Annotated in this window: 16 protein-coding genes and 1 riboswitch; of the genes, 8 read left to right on the top strand and 8 right to left on the bottom strand. The window is 60.7% G+C overall.

Annotation, left to right across the window (positions count from 1 at the left end; genetic code table 11):
- Window positions 1-69: 69 nt before the first annotated feature.
- Window positions 70-294 carry an LPS translocon maturation chaperone LptM gene (locus AACL53_RS00175; protein WP_339081256.1) on the bottom strand — a complete coding sequence of 75 codons (225 nt, stop codon included), beginning with the start codon at window positions 292-294 and terminating at the stop codon, window positions 70-72.
- A 60-nt stretch (window positions 295-354) separates the two neighbouring features.
- Complete coding sequence (gene argH, locus AACL53_RS00170) at window positions 355-1,764, bottom strand: argininosuccinate lyase (protein WP_339081254.1); 1,410 nt, start codon at window positions 1,762-1,764, stop codon at window positions 355-357.
- 40 nt (window positions 1,765-1,804) lie between these two features.
- On the opposite strand from argH, the gene AACL53_RS00165 reads away from it, so the two are divergent.
- The gene (locus tag AACL53_RS00165) at window positions 1,805-2,452 is read left to right on the top strand and encodes a TlpA family protein disulfide reductase (protein ID WP_339081252.1); all 648 of its coding nucleotides are present in this window, start codon (window positions 1,805-1,807) and stop codon (window positions 2,450-2,452) included.
- Window positions 2,453-2,523: 71 nt separating this feature from the next.
- Here AACL53_RS00165 and AACL53_RS00160 read toward each other — a convergent pair whose 3' ends face one another.
- From AACL53_RS00160 to AACL53_RS00150, 3 genes are all read right to left on the bottom strand, one after another.
- The gene (locus tag AACL53_RS00160; RefSeq protein ID WP_339081250.1) at window positions 2,524-3,198 is read right to left on the bottom strand and encodes a type II toxin-antitoxin system HicB family antitoxin; all 675 of its coding nucleotides are present in this window, start codon (window positions 3,196-3,198) and stop codon (window positions 2,524-2,526) included.
- A gap of 9 nt (window positions 3,199-3,207) precedes the next feature.
- Window positions 3,208-3,396: a type II toxin-antitoxin system HicA family toxin gene (locus AACL53_RS00155; RefSeq protein WP_339086838.1), complete on the bottom strand. Its 189-nt coding sequence runs from the start codon at window positions 3,394-3,396 to the stop codon at window positions 3,208-3,210.
- Window positions 3,397-3,540: 144 nt separating this feature from the next.
- The gene (locus tag AACL53_RS00150; protein ID WP_291167283.1) at window positions 3,541-3,789 is read right to left on the bottom strand and encodes a hypothetical protein; all 249 of its coding nucleotides are present in this window, start codon (window positions 3,787-3,789) and stop codon (window positions 3,541-3,543) included.
- A gap of 240 nt (window positions 3,790-4,029) precedes the next feature.
- Here AACL53_RS00150 and dapD point away from each other — a divergent pair, with 240 nt between their 5' ends.
- The 3 genes from dapD to dapE are packed head-to-tail and all read left to right on the top strand — an operon-like array spanning window position 4,030 to window position 6,832.
- Window positions 4,030-4,872 (top strand): 2,3,4,5-tetrahydropyridine-2,6-dicarboxylate N-succinyltransferase, encoded by an 843-nt coding sequence (gene dapD / locus AACL53_RS00145; RefSeq protein ID WP_339081246.1) that lies wholly within the window; start codon window positions 4,030-4,032, stop codon window positions 4,870-4,872.
- A gap of 29 nt (window positions 4,873-4,901) precedes the next feature.
- Entirely contained in the window at window positions 4,902-5,660 is a 759-nt protein-coding gene (locus tag AACL53_RS00140; RefSeq protein WP_339081244.1) for a hypothetical protein, read from the top strand.
- A complete protein-coding gene (dapE, locus tag AACL53_RS00135; RefSeq protein WP_339081242.1) occupies window positions 5,660-6,832 on the top strand; it encodes a succinyl-diaminopimelate desuccinylase in 1,173 nt (390 codons plus the stop codon). Before AACL53_RS00140 ends, dapE begins: the two co-directional genes overlap by 1 nt.
- A gap of 178 nt (window positions 6,833-7,010) precedes the next feature.
- Here dapE and AACL53_RS00130 read toward each other — a convergent pair whose 3' ends face one another.
- Together AACL53_RS00130 and AACL53_RS00125 are read right to left on the bottom strand one after the other, a co-directional pair.
- Window positions 7,011-7,352 carry an HU family DNA-binding protein gene (locus AACL53_RS00130; protein ID WP_339081240.1) on the bottom strand — a complete coding sequence of 114 codons (342 nt, stop codon included), beginning with the start codon at window positions 7,350-7,352 and terminating at the stop codon, window positions 7,011-7,013.
- 257 nt (window positions 7,353-7,609) lie between these two features.
- On the bottom strand, window positions 7,610-8,749 hold the full coding sequence (locus AACL53_RS00125) for a 2'-deoxycytidine 5'-triphosphate deaminase (protein WP_339081238.1): 1,140 nt from the start codon (window positions 8,747-8,749) through the stop codon (window positions 7,610-7,612).
- 136 nt (window positions 8,750-8,885) lie between these two features.
- A riboswitch (SAM riboswitch) is annotated at window positions 8,886-8,964 on the top strand.
- 72 nt (window positions 8,965-9,036) lie between these two features.
- On the opposite strand from AACL53_RS00125, the gene metZ reads away from it, so the two are divergent.
- The 4 genes from metZ to AACL53_RS00105 all read left to right on the top strand — a co-directional run bounded on the left by metZ (window position 9,037) and on the right by AACL53_RS00105 (window position 12,673).
- Window positions 9,037-10,248: an O-succinylhomoserine sulfhydrylase gene (gene metZ, locus AACL53_RS00120; RefSeq protein WP_339081236.1), complete on the top strand. Its 1,212-nt coding sequence runs from the start codon at window positions 9,037-9,039 to the stop codon at window positions 10,246-10,248.
- 10 nt (window positions 10,249-10,258) lie between these two features.
- Window positions 10,259-10,711, top strand: coding sequence for a Co2+/Mg2+ efflux protein ApaG (gene apaG, locus AACL53_RS00115; protein ID WP_339081234.1), 453 nt, complete (start codon window positions 10,259-10,261; stop codon window positions 10,709-10,711).
- A gap of 15 nt (window positions 10,712-10,726) precedes the next feature.
- Entirely contained in the window at window positions 10,727-11,896 is a 1,170-nt protein-coding gene (argE, locus tag AACL53_RS00110) for an acetylornithine deacetylase (protein WP_339081232.1), read from the top strand.
- A gap of 210 nt (window positions 11,897-12,106) precedes the next feature.
- Window positions 12,107-12,673 carry an EF-hand domain-containing protein gene (locus AACL53_RS00105; protein ID WP_339081230.1) on the top strand — a complete coding sequence of 189 codons (567 nt, stop codon included), beginning with the start codon at window positions 12,107-12,109 and terminating at the stop codon, window positions 12,671-12,673.
- A gap of 36 nt (window positions 12,674-12,709) precedes the next feature.
- On the opposite strand, the gene AACL53_RS00100 is transcribed toward AACL53_RS00105, so the two are convergent.
- Window positions 12,710-13,681: an Hsp33 family molecular chaperone HslO gene (locus AACL53_RS00100; RefSeq protein WP_339081228.1), complete on the bottom strand. Its 972-nt coding sequence runs from the start codon at window positions 13,679-13,681 to the stop codon at window positions 12,710-12,712.
- Window positions 13,682-13,688: the final 7 nt, after the last annotated feature.

The following is a 13,688-nucleotide window of genomic DNA, read 5'->3' as shown; positions in this document are numbered from 1 at the left end:
AGCGGATGAGAAAGACCCGCGTCACCGGAAAAGACGAGGAGACTTCAAAAAACCGGCCGAGCGAACCGGCTAGCGTAGCAGCGGGTCGAGAATGAACGATTCATGGGGCTTCGGCGGAGCATCCGAATTCTCGCCGGCGGCATGCGCATCGGGCAATTTCGCGTCACCGGCCGCCTTGGCGGCAGGTGGTGGCTCCAGAGGCCCTTTAACACCGCAGCCTGCAAAACCGGCGCAAGCCGCGCCGACCAGCGCCACCGCGACCCAGGATTTCGTGCTGCGTGAGAGCACGGCCATGCCAAAAACACTCCAAAACCGTTCAGCCCGCTCGAATGGCAGGCGCTGAGAGAAAGAGTTTTAGACCTTCCCTCGTGCCTTTTCCAACCGCCTCAGCCACTGACGAGCCATTTTGGCGACGTTCTGTGGCGCGGTTCCCCCATAACTCGTCCGGCTCTTGACCGAGTTCTCCACAGAAAGCACCGAAAATACGGCTTTCGTGATGCGCGGCTCGACGGCCTGCATGTCCGTTAGGCTCAATTGATCGAGATCGACGCCCTTCGCTTCCGCCGCCTTGACGATCGTCCCCGTCACATGATGGGCGTCGCGGAACGGCATTTTGAGCTCCCGGACGAGCCAATCGGCAAGATCGGTCGCCGTCGAGTACCCGCGACCGGCGGCAGCTCGCATAGCCTCGGCATTGGGCTCGAGATCCGCAATCATGCCCGCCATCGCCGCCATGACGAGACGCAGGCTGGAGAACGCGTCGAATGTCGTCTCCTTGTCCTCCTGCATGTCCTTCGAATAGGCGAGCGGCAGCCCCTTCATCACGATGACGAGGCCCTGGAAGGCCGCCGCGATGCGCCCGACCTTGGCGCGCGCCAGCTCTGCGGCATCCGGATTGCGCTTCTGCGGCATGATCGACGAGCCGGTCGTGAAACGATCCGACAGCTTCACGAAGCCGAACTGCGGCGTCATCCAGATGACGATCTCTTCGGCGAGGCGCGAGAAATGCACCGCCGTGATGGTCGCCGCGGCCAGAGCCTCGAGCGCGAAATCGCGATCCGAAACGCCGTCCAGCGAGTTCGCCATCGGCCTGTCGAAGCCGAGCGCCTGCGCCGTCTGCTCCCGGTCGATCGGGAACGACGTTCCGGCGAGCGCCGCTGAGCCGAGCGGAGATTCATTGAGACGCTTCCGCGCATCCGCGAACCGGCCCCGGTCGCGCGCGATCATTTCGACGTACGCCAGAAGATGATGACCAAAGGTCACGGGTTGCGCAGGTTGTAGATGCGTGAAACCCGGCATGACGGTGGCGGCGTGCGCCTCGGCCTTCTCAGCGAGCGCCTGCTGCACGTTTGCGAGAGCTTCATCGATCCCGTCGATGGCGTCGCGCACGAAAAGCCGGAAATCGGTCGCCACCTGATCGTTCCGCGACCGCGCGGTATGAAGCCGCCCCGCCGCCGGGCCGATCAGCTCTTTCAGCCGGTTTTCGACGTTCATGTGCACGTCTTCGAGCGCGCGCGAGAATTCGAACGTTCCCGCGTCGATCTCCGCCTTGATCTTGTCGAGGCCTTTTGCAATCTCGCGGGCATCGGATTTGGTGATGATGCCGGCCTCCGCCAGCATCGCGGCATGCGCCTTCGAGCCGCGAATGTCTTGGGGCGCTAGCTGCTTGTCGAAGCCGATCGAGGCATTTATCTCCTGCATGATCTCGGCAGGAGACATTGCGAAACGGCCACCCCACATGGTGTTGGCTGGCTTGTCGGTCACGAGCGGCTCCGTATCAGAGAAGAGAACAAGGTTACCAAACATGACAGCGAACGGCGCGGGAGGCCCGCAGAAAGCCCTTTGGACTGTGGCGCTGTCGGCGTTGGTCGGGTTCGGCGCCGTATACGTTATCGGAGGCGGGTTGGGCAACGCCGGACCTGAAAAATCCGTCACCGCCGCCCAGGATTTATCGCCGCCCAAGGCCGAACCGTCGGCCGGATCGTCCTCCAAGCTCGGAGAAATGGCGGCATTCGTCACGAAGAAGACGCCCGAGCCCCTCCCAGACATCACCTTTCAGGATGCCGACGGCAAGGACGTCAAGCTGTCGAGCCTGAAGGGCAAGACCATCCTTCTCAATCTCTGGGCAACGTGGTGCGAGCCCTGCCGCGAAGAGATGCCCGCGCTCGACCGTCTGCAGAAAGAACTCGGCGGCGACAAGTTCGAAGTCGTGGCGCTGAGCCTCGACCGCAAGGGCTATGACGCCTCGCGCAAGTTCCTTACCGACATGAAGGTCGATAATCTCACGCTCTATGTCGATCCGAGCGCCAAGCAGGGCATGGCGCTGAAGCTTCTGGGAATGCCGACCACGATCCTCATCAACAAGGATGGATTGGAAGTCGGACGGCTGGCAGGCCCCGCAAAATGGGATTCCGACGACGCCAAAAAGCTTATCGAGGCGGCGACGAACTGACCACCTCGAGCAGCTAATCAAAAATGAATAGACGTTCGGCGCCCTGAAAGGACGAACGAACGGACGGCGAATTATTTCTTCTTCGTCTTCTGTGTCAGCGCCGAAGCCGCAACCGACTTGGCAGCCTTGCTGGCCTTCGGATCATGCAGGATTTTCGACGCGGCCGACGCGACCTTCTTGCTCGTCGTTTCCTTTGGGCTGCCGGTCTGCGTGAGTGCCGAAGCCGCGACCGACTTCTCAGCCTTGGTCGCAGTTTTGCTCCTCAGCACCATCGAGGCTGCCGAGGAAACCTTCTTGCTGGTGACTTCCGATTTTGTCTGCATGCCGACCTTCCGGCTGACGACCGCACCTACCTGCTCACCAAGACGAACGGCAATCGCCTCGGAAACAAACTCTGAGCGATTCATGCCTACGGCTCGAGCGGTCCTGTCGATCCCTGCGACCAAATCTGTATCTAGCATAAGGTTATACCGAGCCTTCCGACTCGCATTGATCAATGGAATAGCAATGAAAAATGCACCGTTAGCGACATCAGTCTTGATCGAGGGATCCTCAAGAAGATCCGATACCGACCGTGACTTGGGAAGCTCATCCTGGTCACTGGCAAAAAGAGTCAATGCAAGCTGGGCCTGCACGAGCAGGTCATCTTCCGAGTCTGCCGCGGAAAAGCATCCTGGAAGATCCGGAAAGCTAATACCGAACGAACTATCGGGGTCCTTATGTACAATTGCGAAATATGTGTTCATACCCAACTCCTACAACCACCCGACATGCTTCGCGATTGCCCGGGCCGTTCCGGTTGGCAAATCCCGCCTTGGATGCGGCACTATAACTGTCTTGCCGGTGTCGGCATGTCGAAGCTTATGATGTGAGCCTTCGATGCTGACCAAGAGCCAGCCGTCCTGCTTGAGCCGCGCCAATATCTTTCGGCTGTTTCGCTCAATATGCATGCCGCTCATAATTCGTGTGTATATATATACACACTCAGACGTTGTCAAGTGAAGAGCCGAGCATCCAAAAGCCAATCGAGGCGGCGACGAACTGACCACCTCGAGCAGCTGAGACGCCCCGAACGAACGGACTGCGAATTATTTCTTCTTCGTCTTCTGTGTCAGCGCCGAAGCCGCAACTGACTTGGCAGCCTTGCTGGCCTTCGGATCATGCAGGATTTTCGACGCGGCCGACGCGACCTTCTTGCTCGTCGTTTCCTTTGGGCTGCCGGTCTGCGTAAGTGCCGAAGCCGCGACCGACTTCTCAGCCTTGGTCGCCGTTTTGCTCCTCAGCACCATCGAGGCTGCCGAGGAAACCTTCTTGCTGGTGACTTCCGATTTCGCCATGGACGTCGCTTCCTTGTTCCGGGGCCGCGGAAGTGCGGTCGGGAGAGCATGCACCATGCCCGATTCGAATTCACCGTGTAATGACGACTGGCACCTGTTTTCATCCCGATTATACGCTTAACCTGACGGAGGATGCCGAGACACACCAATCGGCCCAGTGCTCCGAATTGACACCCCGCGCCCGAGAGGCGACAAGCGCCTCTCAAACACCAAGCCGCACAGCATCGGAGACGCTTTCCCATGGCCCACGACGACCTCAAGAAAACAATCGAAACGGCGTGGGAAGCTCGCGACGGCATTTCGTTCGACACGAAAGGCGCCGTCCGCGACGCCGTCGAAACCGCGCTCGATCTTCTCGACAAAGGCGAGGCACGCGTCGCCGAGAAGACGGATGGCACCTGGGTCGTCAATCAGTGGCTGAAAAAGGCGGTCCTTTTGTCGTTCCGTCTCAATGACATGGAAATGATCCCCGGCGGCCCGGCAGGCAGCTTCTACTGGGATAAGGTGCCCCCGAAATTCGCCGGCTGGACCGAAGCAGACTTCCGCAAGGGCGGCTTCCGCGTGCTGCCCGGCGCCATCGTGCGCCGTTCCGCTTACATCGCACCGGGCGCCGTTTTGCTCCCCTCGTTCGTCAACCTCGGTGCCTATGTCGGCAGCGGCACGATGGTCGATACCTGGGCGACGGTCGGAAGCTGCGCTCAGATCGGGAAAAACTGCCACATTTCCGGCGGCGCCGGCATCGGCGGCGTGCTCGAACCCCTCCAGGCCGGACCGGTCGTCATCGAGGATAACTGCTTCATCGGCGCCCGCGCCGAGGTTGCCGAAGGCGTCCAGGTCGGCGAAGGCTCTGTCCTCTCGATGGGCGTCTACATTGGCGCTTCGACGACGATCATCGATCGCGCCACGGGCGAAAAAATGTTCGGCAAGGTGCCTCCCTATTCCGTCATCGTATCGGGTACGATGCCGGGCAAGCCTCTCCCGAACGGGGAACCGGGTCCAAACCTCTACTGCGCCGTGATCGTCAAGCGCGTCGATGAGAAGACGCGGAGCAAGACAAGCATCAACGAGCTTCTCAGGGACTAAGTGGAAGCTCAGGGATAGAGTGGAAGCAGGTGAAAAAGGCGTCGAAATTCCGAACGCTTGATCCGGCGCTCATCAGGGCGAGCCTCGATCAACTTGCTCGGCGTATCGATGAGCGTTTTCCGGGCGCAGGCCTCGCGAACGTCTGTCGCGACCTGCTCGCACTCGCCAAGGAGACGGCAATAGCGGCGCAGGAGATCAATCGGCCGCACTTCTTCCTGCGCTTCATCATCTGGCTCGCGATCACGGCAGGCGTTGCCCTCCTGATCGTGGTCGCGCAGCTCATCTTAGGCGGTACAAAGGCTAACGACGATCTCTTCGGCACGCTGCAGGGCATCGATTCCGGCTTTAACATCGTCGTGCTGATGGGCGCGACGCTGTTCTTCGTCTCATCGCTCGAAGCGCGCTGGAAACAGCGGAAGGCGCTGTTCGCGCTTCACGAGTTCCGCTCCATCATTCATGTCATCGATATGCACCAGCTGACGAAAGACCCGAGCATGTTGGCGGCCGTGCACACATCGAGCTCGCCGGAACGCAGCCTGTCTCCGTTCGAACTGGTGCGTTATCTCGACTACTGCTCCGAAATGTTGTCGCTCACGGCCAAGCTTGCGGCGCTCTACGCCGAGAAGCTCAGCGATCCGGTTGTGGTCGACACGGTCGGCGACCTCGAACGGCTGACCTCGGATCTTTCAGGTAAGATCTGGCAGAAGATCACGATCGTGCAGAGCCTCGAAGGCCGCGACATTCCGCTGCCTTCCGCAGGTCAGCTAATTGGAAGTCAAACTGTATAATGACACTAGTTCCGACAGATCCCGTTGCCCTCTCGCAGGCGCTCATCCGCTGCGAAAGCGTAACGCCCGACGAAGCAGGCGCGCTGACCCTTCTGCAGAACGTGCTGGAGCCTGCAGGCTTCACCTGTCACCGCCTCGTCTTCTCCGAGCCCGGCACACCCGACGTCGATAACTTGTACGCGCGCCTCGGCACAGGCCGGCCGCATCTCTCCTTTGCCGGACACACCGACGTCGTGCCTGTCGGCAACGAAGCGGCCTGGACTGTGCCGCCGTTCGCTGGCGAAGTCCGCGACGGCATTCTCTACGGCCGCGGCGCTGTCGATATGAAGGGCTGCATCGCGGCTTTCGTCGCGGCTTCGATGAAATACATCCACCACTATAACGGCCTGCCGCGCGGCTCCCTGTCGTTCATCATCACGGGCGACGAGGAAGGCCCCTCGATCAACGGGACGATGAAAATCCTCGATTGGTTGAAGGCCCGCGACGAAGTTATCGACGCTTGCCTCGTCGGCGAGCCCTCAAATCCCAACGCTCTCGGCGATGAAATTCGCATCGGACGCCGCGGCTCGCTCAACGTCGATCTGACCGTACACGGCATTCAAGGCCATTCCGCCTACCCGCAAATCGCCGACAATCCCGTCCCGAAACTCGCGCGCATCATCGATCGCCTTTCGACGACGAAGCTCGACGACGGAACGGAAAACTTCCAGCCTTCGAACCTGCAAGTGACGGTGATCTCCGTTCCGAACACCGCGACCAACGTCATACCGGGACGCGCGATCGCGAAGCTCAACATCCGCTATAATGACGGCTGGACGCGCCCGTCGATCGAAGAGTGGGTGCGGAAAACAGCGGCAAGCGCCGCATCCGAAGTCGATGCGAAATACGATCTCGCATTCTCCGGAACAGGCGACGTTTTCCTGACGAAGCCAGGCCCTCTCGTCTCGACGCTCAAAGACGCCGTCAAATCCGTCACGGGCCGCACGCCCGCCTTGACGACCGGCGGCGGCACGTCCGATGCGCGCTTCATCAAGGATATCTGTCCCGTCGTCGAATTCGGCCTCGTCAACAAAACCATCCATCAGGTCGACGAGCGCACGAGCGTCGCCGACCTCGAAACGCTGACCGAGATCTACGGCCGCTTCATCAGCGACTTTTTCCGCAACGGTTGAGTCTTTGTTGATTTCGGGCGACACGCGTTCCGCGCGCCGGCCGCCCGAAACGAAGGCCCGCGCTGGCGGCCGGCTCCGCGAAGCGGAGTCGCCAGCGCCAACAAAGTAATCGCTCGAAACAAAACAAAAAGGCCGCCATCGCTGGCGGCCTTTTCGAATTACCCCGCTGGAGCGATCGTTAGACCGACTCTTTCAGCTCTTTCGCGGCGCGGAAGGCGATCTTCTTCGAAGCCTTGATCTTGATGGCTTCGCCCGTTGCCGGGTTGCGGCCCATACGCGCCGGACGCTTGCGAACCTGCAGAACGCCGAGACCGCCGATGCGGATGCGGGCGCCCTTCTTGAGATGCTTTGAAATCTGAGCGACGAGATCTTCGAGCAGCGCGACCGACTGCTTCTTGGGAATCTCGTGAGCCTCCGCGAGCGTCGCGGCAATATGCTTCAAAGTAACGGTTTCAATTTTCGCTGCAGCTTTGGCCGGAGCCTTGGCTGAAGTCTTTGCTGGCGCAGCTGCCTTTGCCATTGTCGTCCCTCTTATGCGAATCGGTTTGCAATCAAACACTACATCGTTGAAACCCAAAAACACGCGATTTCCGGGCCTTTTTCGAATGAAGCGCGCGAAAAAAGCAGTATTTGTGGCCCGAAAGCAAGCGCCATCATGGGGGTTACACGCAAAAAAGGCGCCGAAACCGCAGTTTTCCGTGCAGTTTTATGGAATGAGCGCGCTGAACGAGGGATAAAAAATCGAAACTTCGCCGCGGCATCCGCCGCCCAAAGATATTATTTGAAATGCTTTGAGAGTTTCAGACCCTGGCCCTGGTAGTTCGATTTCAGGCCCTGGCCGTAAAGCGTTTCGGGCGTTTCGGTCATCCGTTCGTAGATAAGCCGCCCGATGATTTGCCCGTCTTCGAGAATGAACGGCACCTTGTGCGAACGCACTTCGAGGACAACACGCGAGCCGTTGCCGCCTGCCGCCGCGTGTCCGAAGCCAGGATCCATGAAGCCCGCATAATGCACGCGAAATTCGCCGACGAGCGGATTGAACGGCACCATCTCGGCCGCGTGCGTCGGCGGCACATGCACGGCTTCCTTCGAAGCCAGAATGTAGAACTGATCGGGATCGAGAATGAGCCGCTGCTTGTCCTTGACGTAGATCGGGTCCCAGTAATCTCCGACCGGATACGTGCCGACCTTGTCGACGTCGACGACGCCGGTATGCCGCCGCGCGCGAAATCCGACCAGGCCCGTTGCGTCACCCGCAAGATCGACGGTGAGCGCAATGCCGCCGGAAATGTCCGCGTGCTCCGCCGAGACGAGACGCTCGCGGAGCTGCAATTCGCGCAGCGCCGTATCGCTGTCGGCGGCAGGCCCGTTGCGAAAGCGGATCTGCGACAGCCGCGATCCTTTGCGAACGACGATCGGAAACGTCTGAGGACATATCTCCGCGTAGAGCGGTCCGTTATAGGCGCGGGGAATTTGATCGAATGCTCCGACGCCGTCGGCGATGACGCGCGTGAAAACGTCGAGCCGGCCCGTCGAGCTTTTCGGGTTCGCCGACGCTTCGACGTCGGCTGGCAACGCGAGCGACTCGAGCAGCGGCACGATATAGACGCAGCCCGTTTCGAGAACCGCGCCTTGGCTCAAGCTGATCGTGTGCAACGCCAGATCGTCGAGATTGGTCTGGACCCGGCCGCCGGGCCTTGGAAGAAAACTCGCACGCACCCGGTATGCGACGGCGCCGAGCCGGAGGTCGAGGCTTGCGGGCTGCACTTGTCCCTCGGCGACCGGCTCCGCGATCGCGATCTCGCCATCGGCAATCATCCGGGAAATCGCTTGCGCCGGTAGAATGCCGACACCTCGCTCCCGCCGCTTCGACGCCGGATGAGCTTTCTCTGCTAACGCTTTTTCGGATTTTGTCATGGCGCCGGTCTACCCCTTCGGCATCGTCTAAAGTACACCAAACGCTTCGCCAAGCGCGACAATGTCTGCAATAACCGTTATTCCAGCCCCATCGACGCCGCCTCTTGACGCCGCGGAGTACGGGGGGTAATCCCGCACCACACTTCGTGGTCCTTTGGCCGGCCGGCTTGCAGCCACGTTAAACAAGTCGCTAAAGAGGCCGTGTGCGCTCCCGGTTTCCCGCGCCCGGCCTTTCGTCAGCCGGTGCCTATGGACCGGGATTTTTATTGCGCGAAAGGCCGTTTCCAATGGCGAATGACGAACAGTTCCCGTCCAATAACCCGGCTTGGCGGCCCGCCACGGCGCTCGTCCATGGCGGCATCACCCGGTCCGAATGGGGCGAGACTTCCGAAGCCCTCCATCTGACGCAGGGCTTCGTCTACAAAAGCGCAGAGCAGGCCGAGGCGCGCTTCAAGCAGGAAGACCCCGGGTTCCAATACACCCGCTTCGGAAACCCGACGATCTCGATGTTCGAAGATCGCCTGAAGATTTTCGAGGGCGCAGAAGAGTGCCGCGCCACCGCAACGGGCATGGCCGCCGTTACCGCCTCGATGCTCTCATATATGAGAACCGGCGATCACGTCGTCGCCGCGCGGGCGCTCTTCGGCTCGTGCCGTTATATCGTCGAGACGCTCTGTCCGCGTTTCGGCATCGAAGCGACTCTCGTCGATGGCAAAGACCTCGACGCCTGGCGCAACGCCGTTCGCCCGAACACCAAGATGTTCTTCTTCGAGACGCCATCCAATCCGGCTCTCGAGTTGGTCGACATCGCCGCAGTCTGCAAGATCGCGCGCGATAACGGCATCCTGTCCATCGTCGACAACGTATTCGCAACGCCGATGCTGCAGCGGCCGTTGGCGCTCGGCGCCGACATCGTCGTCTATTCGACGACGAAGCACATCGACGGCCAGGGCCGCTGCCTCGGCGGCGCCGTTCTCGGCAAAAGCGAATTCATCACCAAATACGTTCAGGAATGGGTCCGCCAGACCGGCCCGTCCATGAGCCCGTTCAATGCCTGGGTCATGCTGAAGGGCCTCGAAACGCTGCCCATTCGCGTCAAAGCTCAATGCGAAACGTCCGCCAAAATTGCTGACCTTCTGGCCGGCCTGAAGGGCGTGACCCGGGTGATATACCCGGGACGGGCGGATCATCCCCAGGCGGCGCTTGCACAGAAGCAGATGCCGGGCGGCGGCCAAATGATCGCCTTCGAGGTCGAGGGTGGTAAACAGGGCGCCTTCCGGTGCCTCAACGCGCTCCGTTTGATCAGGCTTTCGAATAACCTGGGCGACGCGAAAAGCCTTGTCACGCATCCCGCGACGACGACCCATTTCAAGCTGACGCCGGAGCAACGCTCGGAACTCGGCATTAGTGATGGTATGATCCGTCTCTCGATCGGACTTGAAGCAGTCGAAGATTTAGCAGACGATCTCACTAATGCGGTGAAGAGGGTCACGGGGTAACGGGGATAATATGAGTAAAAGTACGCCGACTTCGTCATCGAGAAAGGCCGCTTCGGCTGCCGCCTTCCAGCCCTATGAAGCGACGACGCGCGGAATCCGCATCCGTGTCGAACCGCGCTACATGGAAGATCAGTCGTCGCCCGAAGATAGCCACTTCGTGTGGTCTTACGCCGTCGAGATCAACAACGATGGCGGCGAGACCGTCCAGCTCAAGTCACGCATGTGGCGGATCACGGACGCACTCGGCCGGACCGAAGAGGTTCGCGGCGCAGGCGTCGTCGGCCAGACGCCGGTGATCGCACCCGGCAAGTCGTTCCAATACACGTCGGGTTGTCCCTTGAAGACGCCTCAGGGTATCATGGTCGGCAGCTATCAGATGTCGGACGAGACGGGAAAGCTTTTCGACGTCGCTATTCCCGCCTTCTCGCTCGATAGCCCCTATACCCGACGCAGCATGAATTGAACCCGGCGATAGCCGATGAGCGCAGCAAGAGGCCCAATCCTTACTCCCGTTGAATTGCTCGCGCGCCTCGTGGCCTTCGACACGACGAGCTACAAGAACAATCTTGGCCTGATCGCGTTCGTCGAAGATTATCTTCGAGGCCACGGCGTGCCGTCGCATCGGATCGTCAGCGACGACGGCCAGAAGTCCTCGCTCTACGCAACGATCGGCCCGGCTGACGAAGGCGGCATCGCTCTCTCTGGCCACACCGACGTTGTGCCCGTCGATGGGCAGGATTGGACGAGCGACCCGTTCACGTTGAGAGCGGAAGGCGGCCGTCTCTATGGCCGCGGCTCCGCCGATATGAAAGGCTTTCTCGCAGCCTCGCTCGCGGCCGTTCCGGATTTCAAGAAACGCAAACTCAAGAAGCCGATCCACCTCGCCTTCTCATATGATGAGGAAGTCGGCTGCATTGGCGTTCGCCCGATGATCGCCGAACTCGGCAAGGCGCTTCCGAAACCACGCATGGTGATCGTCGGCGAGCCGACGAGCATGCAGGTCGTCGACGCCCACAAAGGTCCGGTCCGCTGGCGCGTCGACGTCAAGGGACGAGCGGCGCATTCCAGCATGGCGCATCTCGGTGTGAACGCGGTCACCTACGCGACACGCCTGATCAGCGAACTCGACCGCATTGAATCTGAGCTGAAGCAGCGCGTTATCGACATTCGCTTCGAGCCACCCTATTCGACCCTGCAAGTGACGACGATCGACGGCGGCACAGCCACCAATATCGTTCCCGTGCATTGCAGCTTCGTTTTCGATATCCGCGCGTTGCCGGGATTGAACCCCGACGAGATCGAAGATCGGTTGCGCCGCTATGCCGACAAGCATTGCCTCCCCGAGATGCGCGCGATCGCACCAGAAGCTGGCATCGATATCGAGCGCGTCAATGCGGTCCCGCCCTTTGGCGCCGAACCGTCATCCGAGGTCGTCGCGCTCGCTTTGAAATTGACGGGCCAGAACCAAACGTACGGCGTATCATACGGCACCGAGGCCGCCCTCTTTCAGAATGCGGGCGCGCCATCCGTGGTCTGCGGACCGGGCGATATTGCTCAGGCGCACACTGCCGACGAATGGATCGCTGAAACCGAGATCGTAAAATGCATGGGCTTTCTCGACCGCCTCGGCGCCTGGGCAGAGACCTGAGCCCGGCCGCGCTCATCCCGCAATGCAGCGAAAATCCATCCGCCGCAGGGAGTTAGACGGGGCGAGACCGAGTGTGACTTGTCTACGACATAACGTGCGACAATCTTGCGGACCCACCACTTTCTTCTCGGAATGCCGTGCTTCCGGCCCACTCTTGTGCGTACCAATCACCTGAGCAGCCGAGCCTTCGCAATCTTTAGAGACTGGCCAATGACCAAACGCTTTCACGTTCTCAATACCTCGGTCTGCGCCATGTCCGCAGCGCTTGCACTCGCCGGATGCTCGACCGCCTCGGTCCCGACGATCGGCTCGATCAATCCGTTCGGTGGTGGGAACTCGATTTCTGAAATCGACCGCGCCTATCTACAGGCCGCCGGAAGTTGGGATCTCAACCACGACAACGTCGTGACGTGCAACGAGTGGAAGTCATACGCAGAAGACCTCTTCAACAGCGCCGATACCGATCACGACGATTCCCTCGACGCAACCGAATGGAACAACCTGACCAAAATCGACAAGATGTTCGTGATCGCGGATCTGAAATATTTCGATCAGAACGGCGACGGCAAGGTCACGCGACAGGAATTCGTCGACAAGCCGAACCCCGCGTTCGTCCTGATGGACAAGAGCGGCACCTGTAAGCTCGACGGTTCTCAGATCGCCAGCGCGCGCTCGAAGACTGAATACGATGTCTCGGGCAAGGCGCCGGCAAGCGGCGACCCGCGTGACGCGGAAGGGCAACAGGGTAAGGCTGCGAACGGCGGTCTCGGCAAATAACTGAAGGCGGTTGCGCGGCTGGCCTGCAGGCAAATCTCAGCCGCCGGCCGCTCTCAATTCATCGAGCGAGAAAACATATCGCGCCGTGCAGAACTCGCACGTGACGACGATCTTTCCGTTGTCGTCGAGCATGTCGGACAGTTCGTTGGCGCCGAATGCGAGCAGCACGTTTTCGACCTTTTCCCGGCTGCACCGGCAGAACGAGGAAAGCGGAATGACCCGCTCGATCACAACGGCTTCCTCATGGAAGAGCCGGAGCAATAGCCGCTCGACGGTCAGGCCTGGATCGAGCAGCTCCAGATCTTCGACCGTCGCGGCCAGCATTTCGACGCGCTTCCAGTCATCGTCCTGCTCGACACCGCCTTCGAGCGACGCGCCGACGTTTTGCACCATCAAGCCGCCGGCCCGCCGGTGCCATCGCGTGTCCGACTGGGGCGTTTGACGCGGCGCCACGTAATGCTCGGCGACCGCCGTCCGGATGAATGTCGGCAGGCTCTCGCGCTGCTGGAAGTACGCAGCCGTCGTCGCCGAGAGCGGCGCCGCCTCAAAAGCGAGCACACCCTGATAGCGCTCCTGTCCGGGACCGGAATCGAGCGTGATCGCGAGATGACCGTTACCCAGCGCCGCAGCCGTCTCGTGGCGCGTCCCGCTTCGAGCGATCTCCGCGATCTTGTCCGCGTCGTAACGCGCGTAACCCCTGAGCCGGCCGCTCGCGGTATAATCGGCAACGAGAATGGAAACCGGGCCGTCCGAACGCGTCAGCAGATTGAGATTGCCGCCTTGCGGCAATGCCGATCCGCAGAGAGCCGCCAACGCCAGCGCTTCCGAAAGCGCCCGGCCCGGAAGGTCGGGCATCGCATGCGGCACGACGATTTGATCGAGCGTCGCCCCGAGCCGCACAAGCCTCCCGCGGATGTTGGAGTTCTGCGTGCGAAACGCGACGACGACGTCGTCTGCCGGGATGGCAGGTGGCGTCGCGGTCAATCTGGGAGGCGAGTCAACCGGCATCGGCGAG

Origin of the sequence: Hyphomicrobium sp. ghe19 (genome assembly GCF_902712875.1) — a bacterium.
Taxonomy (GTDB): Bacteria; Pseudomonadota; Alphaproteobacteria; order Rhizobiales; family Hyphomicrobiaceae; genus Hyphomicrobium_B.
This window is presented reverse-complemented; position numbering and strand designations above follow the sequence as displayed.

Coding starts and splice junctions, on each gene's coding strand:
- AACL53_RS00175 (WP_339081256.1), bottom strand. CDS start 294: ATGGCCGTGCTCTCACGCAGCACGAAATCCTGGGTCGCGGTGGCGCTG.
- AACL53_RS00165 (WP_339081252.1), top strand. CDS start 1,805: ATGACAGCGAACGGCGCGGGAGGCCCGCAGAAAGCCCTTTGGACTGTG.
- AACL53_RS00160 (WP_339081250.1), bottom strand. CDS start 3,198: ATGAACACATATTTCGCAATTGTACATAAGGACCCCGATAGTTCGTTC.
- AACL53_RS00150 (WP_291167283.1), bottom strand. CDS start 3,789: ATGGCGAAATCGGAAGTCACCAGCAAGAAGGTTTCCTCGGCAGCCTCG.
- dapD (WP_339081246.1), top strand. CDS start 4,030: ATGGCCCACGACGACCTCAAGAAAACAATCGAAACGGCGTGGGAAGCT.
- dapE (WP_339081242.1), top strand. CDS start 5,660: ATGACACTAGTTCCGACAGATCCCGTTGCCCTCTCGCAGGCGCTCATC.
- AACL53_RS00130 (WP_339081240.1), bottom strand. CDS start 7,352: ATGGCAAAGGCAGCTGCGCCAGCAAAGACTTCAGCCAAGGCTCCGGCC.
- AACL53_RS00125 (WP_339081238.1), bottom strand. CDS start 8,749: ATGACAAAATCCGAAAAAGCGTTAGCAGAGAAAGCTCATCCGGCGTCG.
- metZ (WP_339081236.1), top strand. CDS start 9,037: ATGGCGAATGACGAACAGTTCCCGTCCAATAACCCGGCTTGGCGGCCC.
- apaG (WP_339081234.1), top strand. CDS start 10,259: ATGAGTAAAAGTACGCCGACTTCGTCATCGAGAAAGGCCGCTTCGGCT.
- argE (WP_339081232.1), top strand. CDS start 10,727: ATGAGCGCAGCAAGAGGCCCAATCCTTACTCCCGTTGAATTGCTCGCG.
- AACL53_RS00105 (WP_339081230.1), top strand. CDS start 12,107: ATGACCAAACGCTTTCACGTTCTCAATACCTCGGTCTGCGCCATGTCC.
- AACL53_RS00100 (WP_339081228.1), bottom strand. CDS start 13,681: ATGCCGGTTGACTCGCCTCCCAGATTGACCGCGACGCCACCTGCCATC.